25 protein-coding genes and 1 tRNA gene are annotated in these 22,608 nt (G+C 49.4%); 8 read left to right on the top strand and 18 right to left on the bottom strand.

The window, feature by feature from the left end; translation table 11 throughout:
* Positions 1 to 79 precede the first annotated feature (79 nt).
* On the bottom strand, positions 80 to 1,795 hold the full coding sequence (lonB, locus tag J2X61_RS33085; protein ID WP_310194424.1) for an ATP-dependent protease LonB: 1,716 nt from the start codon (positions 1,793 to 1,795) through the stop codon (positions 80 to 82).
* A 172-nt stretch (positions 1,796 to 1,967) separates the two neighbouring features.
* Between lonB and J2X61_RS33080 the strand changes: the two genes are divergently transcribed.
* The gene (locus J2X61_RS33080; RefSeq protein ID WP_310194422.1) at positions 1,968 to 2,702 is read left to right on the top strand and encodes an N-acetylmuramoyl-L-alanine amidase family protein; all 735 of its coding nucleotides are present in this window, start codon (positions 1,968 to 1,970) and stop codon (positions 2,700 to 2,702) included.
* On the opposite strand, the gene J2X61_RS33075 is transcribed toward J2X61_RS33080, so the two are convergent.
* From J2X61_RS33075 to J2X61_RS33050, 6 genes are all read right to left on the bottom strand, one after another.
* Complete coding sequence (locus tag J2X61_RS33075) at positions 2,626 to 3,447, bottom strand: divergent polysaccharide deacetylase family protein (protein ID WP_310194418.1); 822 nt, start codon at positions 3,445 to 3,447, stop codon at positions 2,626 to 2,628. The genes J2X61_RS33080 and J2X61_RS33075 overlap by 77 nt on opposite strands.
* Before the next feature lie 162 nt (positions 3,448 to 3,609).
* On the bottom strand, positions 3,610 to 4,707 hold the full coding sequence (gene ispG / locus J2X61_RS33070; protein WP_274470745.1) for a flavodoxin-dependent (E)-4-hydroxy-3-methylbut-2-enyl-diphosphate synthase: 1,098 nt from the start codon (positions 4,705 to 4,707) through the stop codon (positions 3,610 to 3,612).
* A 97-nt stretch (positions 4,708 to 4,804) separates the two neighbouring features.
* Positions 4,805 to 6,070, bottom strand: coding sequence for an ATP-dependent protease ATP-binding subunit ClpX (gene clpX, locus J2X61_RS33065; RefSeq protein ID WP_274470746.1), 1,266 nt, complete (start codon positions 6,068 to 6,070; stop codon positions 4,805 to 4,807).
* A 12-nt stretch (positions 6,071 to 6,082) separates the two neighbouring features.
* On the bottom strand, positions 6,083 to 6,673 hold the full coding sequence (gene clpP / locus J2X61_RS33060) for an ATP-dependent Clp endopeptidase proteolytic subunit ClpP (RefSeq protein WP_029194632.1): 591 nt from the start codon (positions 6,671 to 6,673) through the stop codon (positions 6,083 to 6,085).
* A 201-nt stretch (positions 6,674 to 6,874) separates the two neighbouring features.
* Positions 6,875 to 8,176 carry a trigger factor gene (tig, locus tag J2X61_RS33055; RefSeq protein ID WP_274470747.1) on the bottom strand — a complete coding sequence of 434 codons (1,302 nt, stop codon included), beginning with the start codon at positions 8,174 to 8,176 and terminating at the stop codon, positions 6,875 to 6,877.
* A 107-nt stretch (positions 8,177 to 8,283) separates the two neighbouring features.
* Positions 8,284 to 9,180 (bottom strand): hypothetical protein, encoded by an 897-nt coding sequence (locus tag J2X61_RS33050; RefSeq protein ID WP_274470748.1) that lies wholly within the window; start codon positions 9,178 to 9,180, stop codon positions 8,284 to 8,286.
* A 179-nt stretch (positions 9,181 to 9,359) separates the two neighbouring features.
* Between J2X61_RS33050 and J2X61_RS33045 the strand changes: the two genes are divergently transcribed.
* Positions 9,360 to 9,433, top strand: a tRNA-Arg gene (locus J2X61_RS33045).
* 236 nt (positions 9,434 to 9,669) lie between these two features.
* On the opposite strand, the gene J2X61_RS33040 is transcribed toward J2X61_RS33045, so the two are convergent.
* From J2X61_RS33040 to J2X61_RS33030, 3 genes are all read right to left on the bottom strand, one after another.
* A complete protein-coding gene (locus J2X61_RS33040) occupies positions 9,670 to 9,804 on the bottom strand; it encodes a hypothetical protein (RefSeq protein ID WP_274470750.1) in 135 nt (44 codons plus the stop codon).
* A 427-nt stretch (positions 9,805 to 10,231) separates the two neighbouring features.
* Positions 10,232 to 10,345, bottom strand: a complete 114-nt coding sequence (locus tag J2X61_RS33035; protein ID WP_274470751.1) for a DUF4023 family protein — start codon at positions 10,343 to 10,345, stop codon at positions 10,232 to 10,234.
* Positions 10,346 to 10,391: 46 nt separating this feature from the next.
* Complete coding sequence (locus J2X61_RS33030) at positions 10,392 to 10,748, bottom strand: hypothetical protein (RefSeq protein ID WP_274470752.1); 357 nt, start codon at positions 10,746 to 10,748, stop codon at positions 10,392 to 10,394.
* Positions 10,749 to 10,926: 178 nt separating this feature from the next.
* On the opposite strand from J2X61_RS33030, the gene asnB reads away from it, so the two are divergent.
* Complete coding sequence (asnB, locus tag J2X61_RS33025) at positions 10,927 to 12,771, top strand: asparagine synthase (glutamine-hydrolyzing) (RefSeq protein WP_310194413.1); 1,845 nt, start codon at positions 10,927 to 10,929, stop codon at positions 12,769 to 12,771.
* A gap of 52 nt (positions 12,772 to 12,823) precedes the next feature.
* Here the strand turns inward: asnB and J2X61_RS33020 are convergent, their stop codons facing one another.
* From J2X61_RS33020 to J2X61_RS33010, 3 genes are all read right to left on the bottom strand, one after another.
* On the bottom strand, positions 12,824 to 13,471 hold the full coding sequence (locus J2X61_RS33020) for an XTP/dITP diphosphatase (protein WP_274470756.1): 648 nt from the start codon (positions 13,469 to 13,471) through the stop codon (positions 12,824 to 12,826).
* Positions 13,455 to 14,213 (bottom strand): ribonuclease PH, encoded by a 759-nt coding sequence (gene rph, locus J2X61_RS33015; protein WP_274470757.1) that lies wholly within the window; start codon positions 14,211 to 14,213, stop codon positions 13,455 to 13,457. The genes J2X61_RS33020 and rph overlap by 17 nt, the downstream gene beginning before the upstream one ends.
* A 218-nt stretch (positions 14,214 to 14,431) precedes the next feature.
* A complete protein-coding gene (locus J2X61_RS33010; RefSeq protein ID WP_274470759.1) occupies positions 14,432 to 15,481 on the bottom strand; it encodes a GerMN domain-containing protein in 1,050 nt (349 codons plus the stop codon).
* A 272-nt stretch (positions 15,482 to 15,753) separates the two neighbouring features.
* Here J2X61_RS33010 and J2X61_RS33005 point away from each other — a divergent pair, with 272 nt between their 5' ends.
* On the top strand, positions 15,754 to 16,716 hold the full coding sequence (locus J2X61_RS33005) for a phosphatidylglycerophosphatase A (RefSeq protein ID WP_310194407.1): 963 nt from the start codon (positions 15,754 to 15,756) through the stop codon (positions 16,714 to 16,716).
* A 70-nt stretch (positions 16,717 to 16,786) separates the two neighbouring features.
* Here J2X61_RS33005 and J2X61_RS33000 read toward each other — a convergent pair whose 3' ends face one another.
* The 5 genes from J2X61_RS33000 to J2X61_RS32980 all read right to left on the bottom strand — a co-directional run bounded on the left by J2X61_RS33000 (position 16,787) and on the right by J2X61_RS32980 (position 20,364).
* The gene (locus tag J2X61_RS33000; protein WP_310194405.1) at positions 16,787 to 17,770 is read right to left on the bottom strand and encodes an MBL fold metallo-hydrolase; all 984 of its coding nucleotides are present in this window, start codon (positions 17,768 to 17,770) and stop codon (positions 16,787 to 16,789) included.
* Between the two features lie 7 nt (positions 17,771 to 17,777).
* Positions 17,778 to 18,509, bottom strand: a complete 732-nt coding sequence (locus J2X61_RS32995; RefSeq protein ID WP_310194402.1) for a class I SAM-dependent methyltransferase — start codon at positions 18,507 to 18,509, stop codon at positions 17,778 to 17,780.
* 22 nt (positions 18,510 to 18,531) lie between these two features.
* Positions 18,532 to 19,230 carry a DUF6483 family protein gene (locus J2X61_RS32990; protein ID WP_310194400.1) on the bottom strand — a complete coding sequence of 233 codons (699 nt, stop codon included), beginning with the start codon at positions 19,228 to 19,230 and terminating at the stop codon, positions 18,532 to 18,534.
* 418 nt (positions 19,231 to 19,648) lie between these two features.
* Positions 19,649 to 19,834, bottom strand: coding sequence for a helix-turn-helix domain-containing protein (locus J2X61_RS32985; RefSeq protein ID WP_310194397.1), 186 nt, complete (start codon positions 19,832 to 19,834; stop codon positions 19,649 to 19,651).
* A 44-nt stretch (positions 19,835 to 19,878) separates the two neighbouring features.
* Complete coding sequence (locus tag J2X61_RS32980; protein WP_310194393.1) at positions 19,879 to 20,364, bottom strand: ArpU family phage packaging/lysis transcriptional regulator; 486 nt, start codon at positions 20,362 to 20,364, stop codon at positions 19,879 to 19,881.
* Between the two features lie 86 nt (positions 20,365 to 20,450).
* Here J2X61_RS32980 and J2X61_RS32975 point away from each other — a divergent pair, with 86 nt between their 5' ends.
* The 4 genes from J2X61_RS32975 (at position 20,451) to J2X61_RS32965 (ending at position 22,540) form a co-directional block, all read left to right on the top strand.
* Entirely contained in the window at positions 20,451 to 20,654 is a 204-nt protein-coding gene (locus tag J2X61_RS32975; protein ID WP_310194390.1) for a hypothetical protein, read from the top strand.
* A 542-nt stretch (positions 20,655 to 21,196) separates the two neighbouring features.
* Positions 21,197 to 21,448, top strand: a complete 252-nt coding sequence (locus tag J2X61_RS36550; protein WP_396135533.1) for a MerR family transcriptional regulator — start codon at positions 21,197 to 21,199, stop codon at positions 21,446 to 21,448.
* 374 nt (positions 21,449 to 21,822) lie between these two features.
* Complete coding sequence (locus J2X61_RS32970) at positions 21,823 to 22,257, top strand: carbohydrate binding domain-containing protein (RefSeq protein WP_310194388.1); 435 nt, start codon at positions 21,823 to 21,825, stop codon at positions 22,255 to 22,257.
* 130 nt (positions 22,258 to 22,387) lie between these two features.
* On the top strand, positions 22,388 to 22,540 hold the full coding sequence (locus J2X61_RS32965) for a hypothetical protein (RefSeq protein ID WP_310194386.1): 153 nt from the start codon (positions 22,388 to 22,390) through the stop codon (positions 22,538 to 22,540).
* Positions 22,541 to 22,608: the final 68 nt, after the last annotated feature.

The following is a 22,608-nucleotide window of genomic DNA, read 5'->3' as shown; positions in this document are numbered from 1 at the left end:
TATCAAAACTGCAAACAAAACACCAATTGGCACCCTGACAAAACGTGTGAGGTTCAAAATGTATCGCAGGATAAGCTCACTACGAATCGATCGTATGCTGTGGATTCGCATGCAAAATTGGCAGCGATGAGGAGGCAATGTTGCGATCTGCGGCATAAGGCATCGGAATCACATTATCATGCAGCTCGATACCCAGCGCTGTCATCAACACTTCTTCAATGGAGTCAGCGGCAATGACTTCAACGCCCGGCAGATCCGTAAACATCTCCTGCCAATTTTCTTTCGGGATAATCACCTTCGTCGCTCCAGCCTGGAACGCCGCCTCCACCTTTGCCACCACGCCGCCTACCGGCTTCACCTTCCCGTGGATGCTCATTTCTCCCGTCATGGCCAGCTTATTGTCTACCGGGATTCTATGTATCGCAGAGGCAATCGCTGTCGCCATGGAAATGCCTGCAGAAGGTCCGTCGATCGGCACGCCGCCTGGGAAATTGATATGCAGGTCATAATCGGAGGTGTTGAAGCCAAGCTTGCGCAGAACGGTCAGCACGTTCTCCACCGAGCCGCGCGCCATGCTTTTGCGGCGAATGGTGCGGGAGCCTCCTCCCACTTCCTCTTCATCGACAACACCTGTAATGTTGAACTTCCCTGTTCCTGGAGCGGCAGGAATCGCCGAAACCTCAATCTCCAGCAGGGTTCCCAAGTTAGGGCCATACACCGCTAACCCGTTCACAAAGCCGACTTGCGGCTGGGCAGGCACTTTGCGCTCCGGTCTCGGAGGGATTTGCGATGAATTTACAACCCATTCTATGTCGGAAGCCGTAATTTCATCTCTTTTATCCGATAAAGCAATACCTGCGGCAAGCTGAATCACGTTGACCGCTTCCCTTCCGTTCGTCGCATACTTCATGACGACTTGAATGGCCGCTTCGCATTTTTTGAAGCCAATCTTATCGAGCGCCTTGCGGGCAATCTCCCCAACCTCTTCCGGCAGAAGGGGACGGAAAAAAATCTCCATACAGCGGGAACGAATCGCCGGAGGGATCTCGCTCGGCGTACGCGTCGTCGCCCCTACCAAGCGGAAATCCGCAGGAAGTCCGTTTTGAAAAATATCGTGAATATAGCCTGGAATATTCGTATCTTCGGAGCTGTAATAAGCGCTCTCGAGAAATACTTTCCGATCCTCCAGCACCTTTAGTAATTTGTTCATTTGTGTTGGGTGCAATTCACCGATTTCATCGATGAACAAAATGCCGCCATGGGCTTTCGTTACAGCGCCTGGCTTCGGCTGCGGGATACCGGCAACGCCCATCGCTCCCGCGCCTTGATAAATCGGGTCATGCACCGAACCGATCAGCGGATCGGCAATGCCTCGCTCGTCGAAGCGCGCCGTCGTCGCATCAATTTCTGTAAATTTGGAGTCCGGGCGGAACGGCGACTCCTGGTTCTTCTTCGCTTCTTCCAGAACGACGCGCGCTGCGGCCGTCTTCCCGACACCCGGAGGCCCGTAAATGATGACATGCTGCGGATTCGGTCCGCATAGCGCGGCTTTCAGAGCCTTCAGCCCTTCGACTTGGCCAACGATATCCTGCATGGTGGATGGTCTTGTTTTCTCCGATAACGGCTTGGTTAGCGAGATCGATCTCAGCTTTCTCAGCTTCTCCAATTCTTTCCTCGACTCTCTATCGACAGCAGTACGGTTCGTCTGTTGGTTACGCAGCAAATTCCAGAAATACAGCCCGATTACAACCGCAAAGAACACTTGAATGACCATCAAAACAATACTTAAACTCATTTGTCGTACCTCCTTCGTAAACCTTAGCGATAACTTCCATTATTCCCGTGTAAAAGAAGGTTAATCCAATCCATGCAAACTTTTGGATGACGTATGATCGCCCTCTCCAAGAAGAAGGATAAGTACAGATCATCATGCAAAAGGATGTGGCGTTTTGAAGCGGCTCTTAACAATGTTCGTACTCCTACTTTGCTTTTGCGCAGCAGGTTCGGAAGCCTATGCTCTGGCAGGCAACCCGCTTCTGCCCTATGCCGACGTATTGATCGATGTCGGTCATGGCGGTATTGATACCGGGGCCAGATTCGGCAAATATGATGAGAAAGATATGAATCTGGCCATATCCAAAAAAACATATAAGCTTTTGCAGAAAAGAGGCTATCGGGTCGTTATAAACCGGACGGAGGATTATGCCCTAAGTACGGATAATAAGTGGTCCGTTGGCAGCAGGCACCGCAAAGACTTGGCGCAGCGTTCCGGCATCGCCAATACGATCAAACCCAAAATGATGCTCAGCATGCACATCAACTGGTCCGGCAAACCCGACCGCAGAGGGCCGCTCGTTTTTCACCAAAATCAATCGGAAAGCATTCTGCTGGCCAATCTTCTTCAAGATTCGCTCAACCGCGTATATGGAACGGAAGACGTGCCTATTCTCGGCAAAAAGTATTATGTGCTCCGGAATACGAAATGCCCTTCCGTCATCATCGAGTTCGGCTTTATATCCAATAAATCGGACCGTAAGCTGCTGAACAGCTCGCATCACCAGGCTAAGCTTGCCGAAGCCGTTGCACGCGCCGTGGATCAATTTTTTGCGATGACCCAATCGCCAGCTAGAACGTCTTCCCTCCAAGGCTCACCGTCTGGGAAAGGGGCACGAAGATTGCTTCCTTTTGGATCGAAGGAATAGCTTCTTTAATTACACTAGCCGTCTTCTTCCCCGGAGGGCCTACATGGCCGATGGCGATGACCAAATCTCTGTCGTGGACAAGCTTTTTGAACCGCACCATCTGTTTACTGATATGGCTGTATGTATACAAATCATCAAAAAACAACTGATTTTCTGAAAATGGTACCCCTTTGCGGGAAGCCAGCTTCCCAATCAGACTTTTGGGCGACGTGCGGCTGTCAAGAAGGATCAAGTTTCTCTCTTTGCATATATCGACCAAGATGTTCATGATTCTTTCGTCAGCCGTCACCTTGGAGCCCATATGATTGTTAATCCCGATCGCATAAGGGACATCCTCGACAGCCGCTACGATTCGCTTGCGAATCTCATCGCTGGACAAGTCCGTTGTGAGGGCACCCGGGCCCAGCCAGCTCTTCTTGCCGCGCACAGGCTCCATCGGCAGATGCAGGATGACCTCATGCCCTTTATCATGGGCCAGCTGGGCATCCTGTTTCGTGGACGGAAGGAATGGCATCACGGCAACCGTGAAGGGGATCGGCAAGTCGAGCATTTCGGCGGTGCCTTCCATGTTGTTGCCGAAATCGTCAATGACGATGGCCACCTTCTTGCTTTTGGTCTCGACGGCCGGAGACAGTTCGCTCGGTTGCGAAGCTCCCGTATGCACCGGCAGCAGCAGCAAAAACAGGCTAACGGCTGCAGCCAGGGAAATGTGGCGTCTTGGTTTCATTCTTTTAAGCATGTTCATGAGGTATTCTCCTTAATGATCGTGAGTTCGTGGTGCGAGCAAATTTCCAGTTTATCTCATTATGCTACGTATGCCGCTGAAATATGCGCCAGAAGAATAACAAAAAAGCCGTTACCTTCACCTCCAAGAGGCAAGTATAACGGCTGATAGGTTCATGAATGATTAGTGCTTACGACCGGGAATAACGCCTGTTTCTTCATAGGCTTTGACGATAACGTCGATCTCTCGCTTCAGCTCGCTCAGCAGCTCGGCTTCCGGCACTTTACGGATCATCTCTCCGTAGCGGAACAGCATTCCCTCGCCGCGCGCTCCCGCGATTCCGATATCGGCCTCACGTGCTTCGCCAGGGCCGTTGACGGCGCAGCCTAGAACGGATACTTTAATCGGCACCTTGATCTTCGCGATGTAATCCTCCACCTCATTGGCGATCGAGAACAGATCGATGTCGAGGCGTCCGCAGGTTGGACAAGACACCAGGGTAGCTGCGTTCGTAATCAAACCGAACGTTTTGAGCAGCTCGCGCGCAACCTTGATCTCTTCCACCGGGTCTGCGCTCAAAGAGATACGCAGCGTGTTGCCGATGCCCATATGGAGCAGCGTACCGATTCCCGCAGCGCTCTTCACCGCGCCGGTGAACAGGGTCCCCGCTTCCGTAATCCCAAGATGCAGCGGATAGTTGAAAGCCTTGGCCGCCTGCGAATAAGCCGCGATGGCCATCGGTACATCCGAGGCTTTGAGCGAAACGATAATATCGTGGAAATCGAGCTCTTCCAGAATATTGATATGGAACAATGCGCTTTCTACCATCGCTTCAGGCGTCGGGTATCCATACTTCTCGAGAAGATGATTCTCCAGCGAGCCTGCGTTCACTCCGATCCGAATCGGAATGCCGCGTTCCTTACAAGCCCTCACGACCTCCTCCACTTTCTCCCGGCGGCCGATATTGCCCGGATTGATACGAACCTTATCAATACCGTTCTCAATCGCAGCAAGCGCCAACCGGTAGTCGAAGTGAATATCGGAAACTAGCGGAATATGAATCTGTTTCTTAATCTCTTTAATTGCCTCGGCCGCTTCCTTATTGTTCACCGTGACGCGAACCAATTGACAGCCCGCTTCTTCCAAGCGATGAATTTCGGCTACTGTCGCCTTCACATCCGCCGTCTTGGTCGTACACATGCTTTGCATGATCACTTCGTTGCTGCCGCCGATCGTCAAGTTGCCTACGCGAACGGGACGTGTGTCTTTTCTATGGAACATTATGGTTTCTCTCCCCATGACACCAAACATCCTCCGCTCCAATTCCCTGTGAAGGGAACCGGATTGGAGGCTGTGTGTTCGTTTATGAAATTATGGGTTACGCACTTTCTTCTTTCTTCTTGCCTGCTGTCGAACCGTCCTTGGTCGTCAATACAGGAGCAAGCTTGTTTTGGACCGTTTCCTTGGATACGACACAAGTGGATACATCCGTTCTCGAAGGGACTTCGAACATCACATCAAGCATAATGCTCTCAATGATCGCTCTAAGACCGCGCGCACCAGTGTTCCGTTTGATCGCTTCCTTGGCAATGGCGTCAAGCGCCTCTGCGTCGAATTCGAGCGAAACGTTATCCATCTCCAGCATCTTCTGGTATTGCTTCACAAGCGCGTTCTTCGGCTCGGAAAGAATCCGAACGAGAGCAGCCTCATCCAGCGGCTCCAGAGTGGAGATAACCGGCAGACGTCCTACGAACTCCGGAATCAAGCCGAATTTGAGCAGATCCTCCGGAAGCACCATAGACAAGTACTCGCCCGGTTTCAAATCGACTTTGGCACCGTCCGTGCTGAAGCCGATCACTTTTTTACCGATTCTGCGTTTGATGATTTGCTCCAGGCCGTCGAAGGCACCGCCGCAAATAAACAGAATATTGGTCGTATCGATTTGAATAAACTCTTGATGCGGATGCTTGCGGCCGCCTTGCGGTGGAACGGAAGCTACCGTACCTTCAAGAATTTTCAGCAATGCTTGTTGAACGCCTTCACCGGAAACGTCTCTCGTAATGGACGGATTCTCGGATTTGCGCGCTACTTTATCGATTTCATCGATGTAGATGATGCCGCGCTCGGCTTTCTCCACATCATAATCGGCAGCTTGAATCAATTTGAGCAAAATGTTCTCAACGTCTTCACCCACGTAGCCTGCTTCGGTCAAAGAAGTTGCATCCGCGATAGCGAACGGCACGTTCAGGATTTTGGCAAGCGTTTGGGCAAGAAGCGTTTTACCGCTTCCTGTCGGTCCGAGAAGCACGATGTTACTTTTTTGAAGCTCTACATCTTCCAGCTTGTTCTGCGAATTGATACGCTTGTAGTGGTTATAAACCGCTACGGCAAGCGACTTCTTCGCTTGATCCTGGCCGATGACATACTGGTCCAGAATGTTGCGGATTTCCTTCGGTTTCGGAACATCCTTCAGATCCAGTTCTTCCTCGTGACCAAGTTCTTCTTCCACAATCTCGGTGCAAAGCTCTATACATTCATCACAAATGTAAACTCCCGGACCCGCAACAAGCTTGCGCACTTGGTCCTGAGATTTTCCACAAAAGGAACATTTGAGTTGGCCTTTTTCATCGTTAAATTTAAACATGGGATCACTCCTTTATTTCAAGTCGTTTCGAGTGATAACCTCGTCGATTAACCCATATGCCTTCGCTTCTTCAGCGCTCATAAAGTTATCCCGGTCGGTGTCTCTTTCGATCTTTTCAAGCGGCTGTCCCGTACGATCCACATAAATCTGGTTGAGTTTTTGCTTTGTTTTGATAATCCAATCCGCGTGAATCTTTATATCGGTCGCTTGACCTCTTACGCCGCCAAGCGGCTGGTGAATCATCACTTCTGCATTCGGCAGCGCGTATCGCTTGCCTTTGGCGCCTGCCGTGAGCAGCAGGGAACCCATACTTGCGGCCATCCCTACGCAAATCGTAGATACGTCAGGCTTGATAAATTGCATGGTATCGAAGATACCCATTCCAGCTGTTACAGATCCACCTGGCGAATTGATATATAAGTGGATATCCTTATCCGGATCTTGAGCAGATAAAAAGAGCAGCTGGGCAATGACCAAATTAGCCACATCATCATCAATGGCGCTTCCAATGAAAATAATGCGGTCCTTAAGTAGACGTGAGTAGATGTCGTAAGAACGTTCCCCACGTGCTTCTTGTTCGACAACCATAGGAATAAGACTCATTGTACCAACTCCTTTTGTGGCCAAAGCCATGTTCTCAAATTGGGATTCAGTAACAGTTTAACATGTTTGAGCAGCAAAGTCATTTTTTCAGAGGCGTGCTATGTATGGGATGGGCTTGCTTATGTTTGTGAGACGGTTCGGGAGCTAAAATAGGGTAAAAGAAAGGCACGTTGCTTACGTACGTGCCTTTACTAACCTTATTTATACTGCTGCGGAAACATGCTTGCTATTTTCGAGCAGGAAGTTCACCGTTTTTCTGACCACAAGATCGTTGCTCAGACCTTCCAAGCTGCCGTTGGAAGCAAACAGCTCACGAAGCTCTGCAGTTGTTTTCTGGTAAGAAGGAGCATATTTCTCGAGTTCCGCGTCAACTTCTTCATCGGAAACTGTGATGTTCTCAGCCGCAGCGATAGCTTCAAGAACCAAGTTGTTGCGAACACGCTTAGCCGCGTCTTCTCTCATTTGATCTTTCAGCGCGCTCTCGTTTTGACCGGAGAACTGGTAGTAGATTTCAAGCGTCATGCCTTGGGAACGCAGACGTCTTTCGAATTCTTTCACCATTACATCAAGCTCTGCTTCTACCATGGAAGCCGGGATTTCTACATCAGCGTTTGCTGCAGCCTTCTCAACAACAGCTGTTTCACGTGCAGCCTCTGAATCTTGTTGTTTGCGCTCTTGAAGACGGTTTTTCAGGTCTTCTTTGTACTCGGCAAGCGTATCGAACTCGCTCACGTCTTTGGCAAACTCATCATCAAGCTCAGGCAAGTTTTTGCGTTTGATGTCGTGGATTTTCACTTTGAACACAGCCGCTTTGCCTTTCAGCTCTTCGGAGTGGTAGTTCTCAGGGAAAGAAACTTCAACGTCTTTCTCTTCGTCTTTACCAAGACCAACTAGCTGCTCTTCGAAACCTGGGATGAAGGAGCCGGAGCCAAGCTCAAGGGAGTATTTCTCCGCTTTGCCGCCTTCGAATGGTACGCCGTCAACGAAGCCTTCGAAATCGAGTACGACAACGTCGCCGTTCGCTGCTTGTCCTTCTTCAAGAACGACCAGCTCAGCATGGCGTTGTTGCAGACGGGAAAGCTCGCTGTCCAATTCTTCGTCCGTTACATTCGCATCTGCAGTTTCAACTTCGATGCCTTTGTAGTCGCCGAGTGTAACTTCCGGCTTCACTGTAACTTTCGCTTTGAATTTCAGAGCTTGTCCTTTGCCGAATTGCTCAACGTCAACTTCCGGACGGTCAACCGGCTCGATTTTGACTTCTTCAATCGCTTGTACGTATACTTCTGGCAAAATGATGTCCAGTGCATCTTGGTACAGGCTTTCAACGCCAAATTTAGCTTCAAAGATCGAACGCGGCACTTTACCTTTACGGAATCCTGGAACATTCACTTTCGCGGATACTTTTTTGAATGCTTTATCAAGTGCATCTGCGACGCGCTCAGCGCCAACTTCCACTTCAAGAACGCCTACGTTCTTCTCTATTTTTTCCCAACTTGCTTTCATTTTATGCTTTCCCCTTCCAAAAATGTACGATGACATAGTTTTCACGTTACGCTCATTATAACCATTCTATTATAACATATAACAAATTCATTTCAAGGCGCGCCTACTCACTTTGATGAATCAGGGTCAAACTGCTTCACAAACGCTTGCAGGACAAGGTGTGCGCGCTTCCACGGAAGTGACATTGAATCCACAATTCCGTAGGTATCAAGCAGTTCCTCCCGGTCCACGGATCCGAACAGCTGCTCTTGAAGAACCACGTGCAGCGCGGATGCCCAGATGTCGACGGCCCCTTCCTCCGTCCGCACCAAATCCGTATACAGCGACGTTCCGTAAGCATAGGCCAGAAATTCCTGCCACATCTGTTTTGCAAAATAAACAAAATCGGGTTGGTTTATTTCACTAATGTCCCCTACTCTGCGAATCATATCACGGATTTGCATTGGAAATTCCTCCGGGCACAGCGGAGTCTCCTCAATATCTACAGCAATCCGGGTTCCATTCTTGGGGAATTCCACGATTCCCTGTTCCCCAAGCTGCTTCAGCGCCTGCAACGCCTTGAATTGAATGTGCGGATGCCGCGGTCTCTCGTACAGCCATTCTTTAATGGCTGCGCCAATTTCCGGCCGGTCGATGAAGCTCAACTGCTCCAGAGAGCTCACTTGTTGTTCTAATGTTCCTTCTCGGAGGGACTGGATCAGTTTCTGTGCGTAAGCACCGTCATCGGCTGCTTTCTCATGAATGTACTGGCGCAGCAAATCCTCTTCCGCCTCCAAATCTTCCTCGGACGGCACCTGATCCGGGAACATCGTCTCGGGAAACATCGTTTGCAGCCAAACGAGCAGCGCCCCCCATTGTTCCGCTTTGAGCGGATCGATTCCCGGAAATTGCAGCAGAAAAGTCAACAGCTGGAGAGCGTCGCTATACTGCTCCTTATGTAGAAAGCGGGTCAGTTCATCCTCGTAATACTGTATGGTTTTCGGAAAAAGAATCACATTGTTCATCGATGCTTCAGTTATGTGGATCACCTCAAGATCTTGTTCTCGCTGGTGACAGTTTACTTGATTGTTTCCACGAATGCAAAATAATTTTATAAGAAGGGTTGACTTCCCATAAAACGATGTGATAGTATTACTCTTGCTTCGCCAAACAGCCACGTGCCGGGCGGTAAGAAGTGATCTATGTCCCAGTAGCTCAGCAGGATAGAGCATACGCCTTCTAAGCGTACGGTCGGGGGTTCGAATCCCTCCTGGGACGTTCTGCAAGACGAAGAGACCACGAGAAATCGTGGTCTTTTATTTTTTCTCTTCTATTATAAGTGCGTTATTCTGACTAACTCGGATGTGCTTTTTATGGCTCCCTTTGGGTCGCCTATCTATGAATTCGGGAACTGCTAGAATTCATCAATAGCGCCAGTCGAGAGTTTTTGGAGGTCCTACAAAAGAGAAAATAAAAAGGAGCTTCCCCTCGAGCGGGGAGGCTCCTTTTCGGCATTACACGTGCGGCCGGTTCGGGGGCAAATGGCCTGGCTCCGTAGAGTCCAGGTTAGACTGAATCCGCGACGATTGCTTGGAATGATCGATGGTGCTTTGTATTTTCTGCTTCATGCTTTTCCCTTTACCACCCATATGAATGATTCCTCCTAGAAGTGAATTGATCACTCTACTAGTATGGAGCTACAGCGGAGCTAATATGCTGTATGAAATAACCACTTTATGCCGGGCTAACGGACACCAGCGCCGTTATTGCCGCGATAATGCCCCCTCCTCGCTTCTAACGGACACCAGCGCTCTTATTTGCCTATTTCGGGGGATGTTTCCTTCAAAATGGGGCAAATAGGGGCACTGGTGTCCGTTACAATTACCAGTCGGCGATATTTGGCAAAATAAGCGCCGCTGTGTCCGTTAGGCCGGTAGGGGAGACCAGGGCCTAGGCTCGGTTCGGGCCAGGCTCAGTTCGGGTCTGGGTTCGTTAACACCACACCCGAAAATACCCGAGCATAACAAAAGCCCGCAGAGAAACTTCTCTGCGGGCTCCCGGTGGTGCCATTAGACGTTAGTGCTTGTTGTTAGGCAAGTTACTGCCCGGTCGACCGTCACCTTGAGTCCTGAAATTCTTCGCGGCTTTCCTCTGCTTGTCGTGCAGCTTGCTGATGAAATGGCTATCCATGAGCATTCGCCTCCTGAAGAAAGAATGGCACTACCCTTTTAGCATGTCACGCAAGCTCTAAATTTAAACGCATAGCTAAATTAAGAAGAGCTCCTCTGGATTCGGCATCCACTTTGGCTTTCTCATAAAGCTCCTCGATCTGACTGCGTTGCTCGATAAAAGCAGGCTCCGATTTGATGGCGGTTTGCGTCCAGTTGATGAGAACGTTCTCGGCTTGGGTCAGCTCATTATAGGCACGGTGCAAGCCGACGCGCTCGATCACTTCTTCCAACTCGGCTTGACCGATTTCTTTGCCAGCCTCTTTCAACTCATTAATGCGTTTATCCGCTTGATTACTGATTTGTAAAAAATGCTCTCTGGCTGCCAGATAATCAATCTGCGCTTTGGAATGCTTCTTTTTCATCGTCATCACCTTTGCCTTTAGTAAGTAAGAATTGGATTAATTGTAACAGGCTTCATCTAAAAACACAAAATCCGTCTGAAAAGTCGACCCCCCTCGACGTTCGGACAGACATTATATGCCACCATTCCGCATACCTTTTATCATTATGCTCTCTTCATAAAGAAAGGAAGGAACGTCTATGTGCGGAATAACGGGTTGGATAGATTGGCGGAAAGACTTGACCGGGTACCCGTCCATTCTAGAAAATATGACGGAAACGCTCCATTTGCGCGGACCGGATGCTTCCGGCACCTGGATCTCGCAGCATTGCGCTCTCGGCCATCGGCGGCTTAGTGTCATGGATCCGGAGAACGGCGCTCAGCCCATGGTCCGGAAACAAGGCGACTACACCTATACAATCGTATATAATGGCGAACTCTATAATGCCCCTGAGCTGAAAAAAGAGCTGGAGCTGCGCGGTCATCATTTCCGCACGACATGCGATACGGAAGTGCTGCTTGTTGCCTTTATGGAATGGGGGCGGGCTTGTGTAGACCGTTTGAACGGGATTTTCGCTTTTGCGGCATGGAATGACCAAGAACAATCGCTGTATTTGGTTAGAGACCGGCTTGGCGTAAAGCCGCTTTTTTATTCTCATCAGAACGGCGTTCTTCTATTCGGATCGGAGCCAAAAGCCATCCTGGCCCATCCGGACTTCCAAGCGGAAGTCGGTGCCGAAGGGTTGGCAGAAATATTCGCAGTCGGTCCGGCGCGCACGCCGGGACATGGCGTTTACCGCAATATGTCGGAGCTGAAGCCAGGCCAATGCGCGGTTTATGACCGCAACGGCTTATCCATTCGCACCTACTGGAAGCTGGAGAGCCACGCGCATCCGCACGACGTCGCTGCCACCGCGGAGCATGTCCAAGAACTGCTGAACGACACAGCGCAGCGGCAGCTCATTTCCGATGTTCCGATTTGTACGCTTTTATCCGGCGGTCTCGATTCCAGCGCCCTGACCTCCCTTGCGGCCGAGCATTACAAAAATAGCGGGAAAGGCGCCCTGCACACTTTTTCAGTGGATTATAAAGACAATGATAAGCATTTTAAAGCCAATCTGTTTCAACCGAATGCGGACGCCCCGTGGATCAAACGAATGACGGAGCATCTCGGCACCGAGCACCACTTCATCGAATTCGACACACCTGAGCTTGTGGAGTCCTTGAAAACGGCCGTGTTTGCCAGGGATACGCCGGGGATGGCCGATGTCGACGGGTCCCTTTATTTGTTTTGCCGGGAAATTAAGAAGGAGGCTACCGTCGCCATTTCCGGTGAAGCGGCCGATGAAATTTTTGGCGGATATCCGTGGTTTCATAATGAGGAAGCCTTAAATGCGTCGACCTTCCCTTGGTCGCTCAAACTGCCTAACCGGGTGAACCTGCTCGCCCCCGATCTGGTGGACTGGATCAAACCGGTCGAGTATGTCAGCAACCGGTACCAGCAAGCGTTAAGCGAAGTGCCGCGGCTCGCCGGAGAGACAGGTCAGCAAAACCGCATGCGGGAAATGTCTTATCTCAACATTACCCGGTTCATGCCGACGCTGCTCGATCGCAAAGACCGCATGAGCATGGCCGTCGGGCTCGAGGTCCGGGTGCCCTTCTGCGATCACCGTCTCGTAGAGTATGTGTGGAACATTCCTTGGGAAATCAAAACGTCGGGGGACCGGGAAAAAGGCATTTTGCGCAAAGCCTTGAAAGGCGTTCTCCCGGACGATGTTCTGACCCGTAAGAAAAGCCCGTACCCAAAAACGCATAATCCGAATTATTTGGCGGCTGTGCGCAAGTGGGTGCTGGAAATTTTGGATGATCCCAGTTCACCGCTGCTCCCTTTCATCGATGTGAAAAAAATTCGCGCCTTGGCGAGCTCGGACAACAACGACTTCGACCTGCCATGGTTCGGTCAATTGATGACAGGACCCCAAATGTTCGCCTACTTGGCACAAGTGGATACGTGGCTGCGTCACTACAAGATATCTATCCGTTAAAAATCAAAAAGACCTGCTGTCCACGATATGTGGAAGCAGGTCTTTGGTATAATCAGCCGTTCTGATCCGGCAAGCGATCCAAAAACAGCCGTAAAGCTTTGGCCCTGTGGCTGATTTCATTCTTTTCTTCCACTGTAAGCTCCGCCATCGTTCGGCCGAGCGCAGGAATATAGAACAACGGATCATACCCGAAGCCCCCTTCGCCGCGCTCTTCTGCAATAATATAGCCGCGGCAGGAATCCTCGGCTTCAATCGTCTCGTTCGCAACAGGATCAATGAGCGCAAGCGCGCACACGAAAGACGCTTCGCTAAGAAGCTTGGGATGCGTCCCATCCGCCGGAATTTCTTCGGCCGGCGCGGCCGCATGCAAAGCATGCAGCAGCTTGGCGTTGTTATCCGCATCGGTGGCTTGCTCGCCCGCATAGCGGGCCGAGTATACGCCCGGCGCTCCACCCAGCGCTTGCACGCACAATCCGGAGTCATCGGCGAGCACGGGAACGTGCAGATGCGCCGATATGATTTGCGCCTTGATCCGCGCGTTCTCGGCGAACGTCTCGCCGCTTTCTACGATATCCGGCAAGTCCGTATAATCCGCCAAACTGCGAACCTTATACCCTTTGGCGCCGAACAGCCGTTCAAACTCCTTCACTTTCCCTTCATTGCGTGTTGCAATGACGACGATATTACTTCGAAGCCGCATGTTGAACACCTCGAATACGGTCAGCGATCGGGCCGAGCACCTTGCTCTGCTCTTCGATCATCGTACGAATGCCCGCCTCTGCGAGCAGCAGCAGCTCATCCAATTCCTTGCGCGAGAACGGTGCCTCTTCACCCGTGCCCTGAATTTCGACGAATTGACCTTGCCCTGTCATCACAACGTTCATGTCCACCTTCGCCTGCGAATCCTCTTCATAATTCAGATCAAGGCGCGGCGTATCGCCGATGACTCCGACGGAAACGGAAGCCAGAAAGTCGTTAATCGGGAACTTCGCCAAATTTTTCTCCGTGGCCACCTTGTTGATGGCAAATGCCATGGCAACGAAAGCGCCGGTAATGGATGTCGTACGCGTTCCGCCGTCGGCTTGGATGACGTCGCAATCCAGCGTAATGGAGCGCTCGCCCAGCGCTTCCAAATTAACGACGGAGCGCAGCGCCCGGCCGATCAAGCGTTGAATTTCCATAGTGCGGCCGCCAAGCTTGCCCTTGGCAGACTCACGCTGATTCCTAACCTGTGTCGCACGAGGCAGCATGGAGTACTCAGCGGTTACCCAGCCCTTGCCCTGCCCTTTCAAGAACGGAGGAACGCGCTCCTCCACAGTTGCCGTACAAATCACTTTGGTATCGCCAACTTCGATCAGCACGGAACCTTCAGCATGTTTTATGTAATGTGGGGTTATTATCATGGGACGTATTTCTTCGTTCGTTCTTCCGCCAATGCGCATTTTAATCGTATTCTCCTCCTGTTGCTTCGAACCGAAGCTAATTGCTCTCGCCCCATTAAGATGGAGTATTCTATCAGTATTATTCCTAATTAATACTAAGTTATCTCGACAGCATGCGCAACTTTTTTGACTTGTAAATAATCCCGGGAATAAATCCACATAAAATAAGAACCCCCATGCAAGTGACTGCATAGGGGGCTATAGAGCGGTACAAGCTATTACAGCTTTGAAGGGTTAATCTGATTAGGTCTGAGCACCGGCTTGGTGTAGGTCTGGCTGTTGTCCGATGTCGTGAACTTCACGGAACCGTCCACTTTAATTTGCACTTGTTTGAACGGCGTATTCTCGGTCAAGGAAAGAATCACCGACTGCAGCGCATCCGTGGAAGCCTTATTGTCTGCGCCGAGAAGCTTGTTCGAGAAGTCAACCGTCACAAGGGAGTCCGCCGGCTGAATGCTCTTGACCTGCGTTGTCGCATTCAGAACGGATGTCAGCCCTTTCTTCTGGTCGGGCCCTTTGATTAATTGGTCGACGACCGCTTGCGCGATGTTATCGGTTCTTTTCACGAGCCGTGTGACCGGTACATAGTACTTATAATTTTGATCGTTCTGATTCAGGAAATAGAGTGTCACCGGCGTCGATTGCCCGAACTCCGCATCTTCAGCCTTCTCTAAGTTAATCCCCATCGAACGGGCCAACGGCGTGTCAAGCGGGGTTTTCCCTTTCGGCATTTCTTTGAGGTCTTTGCCTTCAACACGCAGCTGCACTTTCTCAACCGTTGGGAAGTTTGTCAAATTCCACGTGATGGCTTCCAATATTTTTCTCTCATTTTGCTGATCATAGGCAAGAAACTCTTTGGAGAAGTCTACGATCGCCCGTTTGTCGTTGGTGACGTTCAAGCTGATTACTTTCGTCCCCTGCGGGAGCAGCGCTTGGAAGCCGGATGGGAGCAGGCTCGCAACAGGACCTCCGTCAACCATGTACTCCAGCGTCGTTTTCGCTACGGATACCGTCTTGGGCAATCCCAGACTGAGCGGTGCGACGAAGCCTTTGGCATCCTTCACATAGACTGTCATTTGGGCTGAGTTCTCTTCCGCCATATCAATCGTGACCGCGGCCGATGTGGTTTTCGCGTCTGCTTCCGCACCCGTGGTCGGAGGTGCATCGATGTCACTCTTCTTCCCTGTGCCCAGGACCGAGCATCCTGTGGTCAGCAAGGCAATCACCCCCGCGATAGCGGCTGAACGAATCCAATGTTGATGTTTCATTTGCTTATTTCCTCCTTCGAGTTTTGCAGAAGCTTGCCAGGAAGCATCTGCCGTGTATTTTTTTCGGCTTGGCCTGTACACTGCTTGTTCGTATTAATATGTATACGGAGCTTTGTCCGATTTATAACTACTTTTTGTCCACTCTATGAAAAAAACAAAATAGCTGAAAAGCGCGCAGCTTCCGCACGTTTTCAGCTATTGGAAATGATATGCTATACTTGGTAACATAACCGAGTTGCACATAGAAAGATCCCTATACTGGAGGGCCTATCATGAGAACATTCCTCAAAGATAAAACACTCATTTTCAATGAATTCCGGGAAGAGGTGTTCAGCCACTACCCGCAAGCCGTCATCGAAGAAGCTGTAGCCCGTCTGCTCGTCGAAATCAAAGGCATCAAGAAAATTCCGCACGAAATGATTACGTCGACTTTACTTGGCGTTCTGAGCAAAACCGAAACTTACAATGTCATGTCCACGCTCATGGAGCTGGAAAAAAAGGTCAAACACGATTCCGAGCTGCTCGCCAGCATGAAAGATCCCGCTTATAACGTTCATCGTACGATCGCAATGTCCATTTGCGGCTTGTACGGCAGCGGCGCGGCTTCTCTCTTCGGATTTGTCGATTGCAAATTTCGTTTCTTCTTTCCGACGAAACGGCCGAAGTCGTTTATATCCAAGGGCATCTGCGCCATTGTCGCCTCGACGGCAAGCGTCATTATTTCGGAGAATGTGAAGATCGATTATACGCAGCGCAATCTCGACATGCTCGCAGCAAGAGGCGTGCAGTTGGAAGATATGGTCGAGATCCTGGATCAGCTTCAGCGGCCTTATAATCCGGATATGGAGCGCAAGCTATGCGAAGAGCATATCCTTGCGGTGCTGCGCAAACAGCAGACGTTCCATGCGCTGCAGCTGGCGATCAAAATCGATACGGCCGTCGAAGCCGGCGAATTCAAGCCGCAGTATAACCATATTGTCGGCCAGGACGAAGGGCTGTTCGGGGTGGACGAAAGCATCGCAACCGCAGTTCCGCTCATGTACGGGACGATTGCGCTTACAAATTTCGGGTACCTCGATAAGGAGAAACTCGGAATCATCCAAGACCTCGACAGCGATCACTCCGAGGGCAAATGCAACACGTTCATCGACGATATGGTATGCGGCATCGTCGCCGCGGCTTGCGGCCGGCTGGCGCATAATAATATACCGACGTACAGTAAGCCTCTGAAGTAACACAATACTGAAGTAACACAATAAACCCTCATGACGTAATTGGTCATGAGGGTTTATTGGTGTCAAGCAGCTATGAACTTCTGCCCGCTGCGACATATTGGATCAGCTCCGCTGCCGGGTCGGCTGCGCGGATGCGTCCCTCCGCTTCGAGCAGGATGAGGTGCGCGATCGTCTCCGACAGCGCGAACCTCATCTGGTGAATGCTGAGCCGGTCGCCGAACGTCGCCCGGCATACCTCATAAGCGCTCAGCGGCGCGCTTAGCTGCCCTTCCATGAGCGCGAGCCGCTCATGATGATGGCGCACGAGCTCCTCCGTGCGCGCATTAAAGCCCTGCCATGGCTCCCGGTGTCCCGGGTAAGCCATGCGCACCTTCAGCCTGCCGATCTCCTGCAGGCTGGTCAAGTACGCGCCGAGCGGATTCTCTTCCACCTGCGGGAGGAAGGAAACGTTCGGCGATATTTGCGGCAGGACATGGTCGCCGCAAAACATCACCTCCGCCTCGGCATCGTAGAAGACCAGATGACCCGCGGCATGGCCGGGGGTCTCGATGGCTTCGTACACGCGGTCTCCGAGGCGCACGGGTCCTTCACGCAGCAGCGTCACCTGAGGCTGCGGCGAAACCAGCTCGACGAAGCTCTCCATGTGCTTCGTCATCTCCGCAAGCCCGACTTCCGGGAAGCCATGCCGGGCGAAAAGCGCCAGCAGCAGCGCCGACATCGGCTGCTCCGCGCCCCACAGGAGCTGCACTTGCGCGTACCCGGTCTCCGAGAGGAGAACCGGCGCGCCCGTGCGCTCCTGGAACCATCCGGCCATCCCGTAATGGTCGGGATGGTGGTGCGTGAGCACAATCTGCTCGATGTGCTCGAAGGCGATGCCGCGCTGCTGCAGCACCTCCTGCCAGCGCGCCTCCGCATCCGGGGTGTGCAGCCCCGGATCGATTACGGTGTAGCCCCGGCTGCCGCGGATCAAATAAGCGTTCACCCAGCGCAGCGGAAAGGGCAACGGCACCTTCACTTGCGTTATTGTATCTGTATGTTCTGTCACGATGTTCATTCGCCTGTCATCCTTCCTTGCGCCCCACAAAAATCATCCGGCTGGAAGCATCCGCCTCGTAAGCCTGGCCTTCATACCCGCCGTACACATGGTCGATATGTAATCCCGCGCGGTGCAGCATCGTTTCGAACGCCGCCCGGTCGTACAGCTTCACCTGTTCCAAATAATTCCTCTCCGCAAGACCTTCTTGCGAAATTACTATTCGCTTGCGCACGCAGCCATCCTCGATCGCTCTGGCTTCGCGAATGCGCAGGTCCCCTTCCGTCCTTTCGGACTGCAGGACCAAATGCTTTTGAATATAGACCGGATTCAGGAAATCGACGATGAAACGGCCGCCTTGGTTAAGCAAACGGTTCATCTCGTGGAACACCCGTTCGTTCTGCTCATCCTCGTCGAAATAGCCGAATGAAGTAAACAAATTCACCACGGCATCGAACTCGTGCTGGATCGGAACATTCCGCATATCACCGCGCAGCCAGTTGACCCGCTTGTCTTGATCAAGCTTCACCGCTTCACAGAGCAGAACCTCGGACAAGTCCACGCCCGTAACTTGATAGCCGAAGTCCGCCAATGCCAGCGAATGTCTGCCCATCCCGCAGCATAAGTCCAGCACCTCGGCCCCTTGGGGCAAGTCGAGCCAGTCGATCATCTTTTTCACTTCATGATAAGCGCCCTGCATGTCCCGATGCTTGTATACGAGCAAATAGTCATTCCCGAAACTTTCCTGATACCAAGCCATTTTGTTGTCACACCTTCAATTTCTATTTATGATGATTAGGAATTTCAAATGAGTTCAACTTCGACCGCACAATTCGCAAGCCTTCGGCAGCCTCTTCTCGGGAGAAATTGCCTGCTTCGAGACGATCTTCATCCGTTTCCAACAGAGCTTCATAGAAAGCAGTGCCTTGCCGGAGAAACTCCGATTGTCCCGGATGATCGTCCATATAATGGAAAATGACATCCTCCGCCTTTGCATAATCACCCATTTTGGCATAGTGGGCAAAGAGCAGTCTCTGCACATCTTCGGGAATCACCCAAGACTGCAGCCTTCCCAAGCTGGCCTGAATGCGGGATGTAATCTCCGCTGTTTCCTCATCCTCAGGCGCTACTTGCGGAGAAAGCGACAAGTGAAGCAGCAGATCCAACGATTTCAGATAGGCGCGATACGCCCCGTCGGTTTCCTCATGCTGCTTCAGCAAATCTCCATGCCCCACAAGCATGTCCCCGATCACCATCGCCTTCGCCGTGTCCAGATTCCCCTGATAGGACAGCAGCTCCAGGATATCCTTGCTCGACAACGCCTGAAGCGAACGAATATGGAGTCCGAGCAGGTGGCGGCTGGCTTCATCCAACTGCTGCTGAGCATCCTCCAACTGGATGTGTTCCTTATTAAAAAGAATGCGGTGCAGCACCAGTGTCATTTGCTCGATCTGCCGCATAAAATAATCGCGTTTGAACATCCGTTACGCCCCCTCTGCCCAAAGAAAATGCCTCATTTCAGCTTACCATGCCACGGAAAGAAACTCAAAAGAAGAGATCGCCTATTTTTAGCCATGGACCGCACCATTGGCAACAGCCCTTCATAAACTAATTTTGACTGTATCCCTAAACCTTGTATTTCCCAATACCCGAGCAAGGAGGGGTGACACACATCCATGGGCATAATTCGTAAATCCTTCCTATTCCTAGACATTCCTTTTCAATGCCTCCAAGCCTTATAATATAAGGCTTATCAACCTAATCGGTAGATACCTAAATACTGTGTATTTGCATCAAATATCATCTAATCCTACCTCGATTTGCATCAAAAATTGCATCAACAACAAAAAAGCCGGATAAGGGTTTGTTCACCCTCTCCAGCTTCGGATCTTGATTTCATTATGATATCTTTTGACCTAAAAACCATTCTGCAAATGCTCTCTTTGGAACTTTATAAATTCGGCCGATCTTCACTACATGAAAGGCATTAGATTGAACTAATTCATACGCTGCTGATTTACTAATCCCGAGGAATCGCTGGACATCAGCCACATCTAAAACTTCTGGAAGCTCTTCGATTGTCATCACCCCATCACCTCTAATATTGTATATTCCTGAAAACCATTGTCCTATTCATTCTTGTTGTCTTGAGTCTTTTCTACATCAATCCTCAGATTCAAAGCCAGCTTGTACAGAGCGGTCTTGCGGATCTTGGTGTATTGGTCTTTCCCGATAGCAGGATTAAAAATGAAGTTATACACTTGGTAGTCCTTGATTGGTTCACCGTTCTTGTCGTAAGGCTTTAAGTAACGTTCTTCTATGAGCAACCTTTCTTTAGGAGCCAGATGCCTTACAGCACGTTCTACACGATCGCAGAATGCTTTCCGCCGCGCCTTTTCGTCCACATTGTAAATGGCGATGCTCGCGGTCTGGTCACTGTTCACGTTCGTGGGTCCACTAGGACGATCTTCATAGCTTGCTGTTAACGTAGCCTCTCGTTCAACAAACTCCATGTACTTACAAAGGTGGTAATGTTCAAACACTCGCATAAGTGCTTTTTTGGTTTCTCCACCATCAAGATCAGGGAAGATGTCGTCACCGAAAGTTAATTGCAAAATTGTTCACTCCTTTTACTGGGAGCTATCTATTTTTATTTCCATTTACCCATCTCATTTATGATAAGATTGCTCTGGGTGATTAAATGACTAAGAACAAAGCTACTGACAGCGAAATAAATAAATACATCCATGAACAATTGCAAATCCATTGTGAATTAGGAATGAGCAAATACATTGATGCAGAAGATAAAAAATCTTACGAAGCTGGTATTGGCCTAGGACAAATGATTGGGACTTTTCTAATCTTGTATGAGCTTAAGAAGAAGTACGGCATTGATTACGAGTGAACATTTTAAAGGATAGGTCTTCTGCCTTTAACACCATACCAATAAACGGAATATAATATTGCTGTAAGACTCCACCCCTTAGTCATTTAGCCGTTCCTGCCGGGCTGGATGACTCTTTTTTTTTATATCTTTAAAATGTAACGTGTGTCATAATCGAATTGGGCCTGAGGAAATATTGCTTTGGGCTTTTAAGTAATTCAATATTCAAGTAGTGCCATCAATCGTTAATTGTTTATCTTCAAGTCTGCGATACAATATTCATTAATTTCCAGCACTCCGGGCAGAATAGCCTTGGGGGTGAGCATTACCGTGAAATGTGTCTACTGCGAAAATATCCAACAAATCAAAGGTACGAAGTATAAGTGTTACACTTGCTCTATAATTAACAATCGCAAGCGATAAGTGCCTTCGGGCACTTTTTTAGTTTCCTCAATATTCAAAACTTGTTCGTCAGACTTGAACCCTTGAGGTAATTTCCAATATTTAGGATCATACACTGAATAATAAAAATAATACTCACTTCGGAATAGGTTGGTGTCACTATGAAGTACCGTTTATGCGAACTACCTGAGTTGTTGGAAATTCCCAGAACTACAATCAGAAATTGGTTAACTATCTACCATGAATTCATACCCACTGTCCATCAAGGGAAATCTACCTTTTATGCTAATGATGCTGTGTCTGTCTTAAGAAGGATTAGTTTTTTTCGAGAGCATTTATACTCGCATTCAACTATCAAAGAAATCTTACTGGAAGAAGGATATGAAACTGTAGATGAAACTTCCGTTATTTGAATTTGTGTATCACACTGCAATTTTTAAGTCTCTCAATATTCAAATTTTCCCTTATGCTCCGGACGCTACTGTTGGGGTAAGATAGGCATTATTCTCATAGCACTTTACCGCTTGCTGGAATATGTTATTGACGTAGGGCCTCATCATCTCATTCCCTTTTGGTTATTGAGCCATCCCCTTGCCGGTGGGGGTGGCTCTTTGCTTTTCCCCCTCAATATTCCATTAGAGATCCAGAGGAAGCCTTTCTAATTTCTAATCAATTTATAATCAGTGATGTATGAAGAATTAAAATTCCTTTAAGTTGTACTATGAAACTATCACCATTCCTATTAATTTACATATTTATGTAGTAACAATAATAAGGAGTGAGTAAAATGGCCATCTATAATGGAGATTTTGAAGATGATACAACAGCCCCATGGCTCGCTAGAAACGTTAGGTTAATTACCGTGCAATCTAATACAGGTATAAATCATATACGATTTCAGGCCCCACTAAGAGGAAGAGGGATTGCTTTTCTAACTCAACGGGTAACCCTAGTTCCAAATAGCGCATATAGAATAACCTTCTATGCCAAGTCATCATCAACTATCGGAAAACTAAGAGTAAGTCTTGTTGGTGCGTCTGATCCGGGAACAGTAATCCCTATTAAAAAAATCTCAAATCACTATAGAAGATTTACTGTGATAATTCCAGCATTTGCAATAGGAGAGAGAACAGATTTTGATTTAGAATTTCGGATAGAAAATAGTAGTAGTACCAAAAGCGTAATCTTAGATCTCGATACTGTTTCTTTGACTCAACTCTAATCCTGGATCTGGAGCTTATTTCTAATCAATTTCTAATGAATTACTTACCGTCGTTATCATATAGGATCTAATGATTGGATATAAATTGAGTAGAAAGGAGATGGTGACAATCCCTGACTCAATTCATCATATGGCATCTAAGCAAGACCTTATTGATATCATGCGGGCTTGTGCAGACCAAGAGCAGTGGAGAGCAGCATTAAAGTTATTCGAGCTGTTACAAAAGATGGAACAGGATAATAAAAGTTCTGTCCTTATAGAGATCAGATCAGCACCACCATAGCCACTTTAAAAGGGGCTTTTTTTATGCATATTTCAGGATTCCTGGCGGAAACAAGCCTTCGAAAATGG

It is taken from the genome of Bacillus sp. 3255 (genome assembly GCF_031456485.1).
GTDB lineage: Bacteria > Bacillota > Bacilli > Paenibacillales > NBRC-103111 > Paenibacillus_E.
The sequence above is the reverse complement of the archived record's forward strand: the minus strand, read 5'-3'. Positions and strand labels throughout refer to the sequence as shown.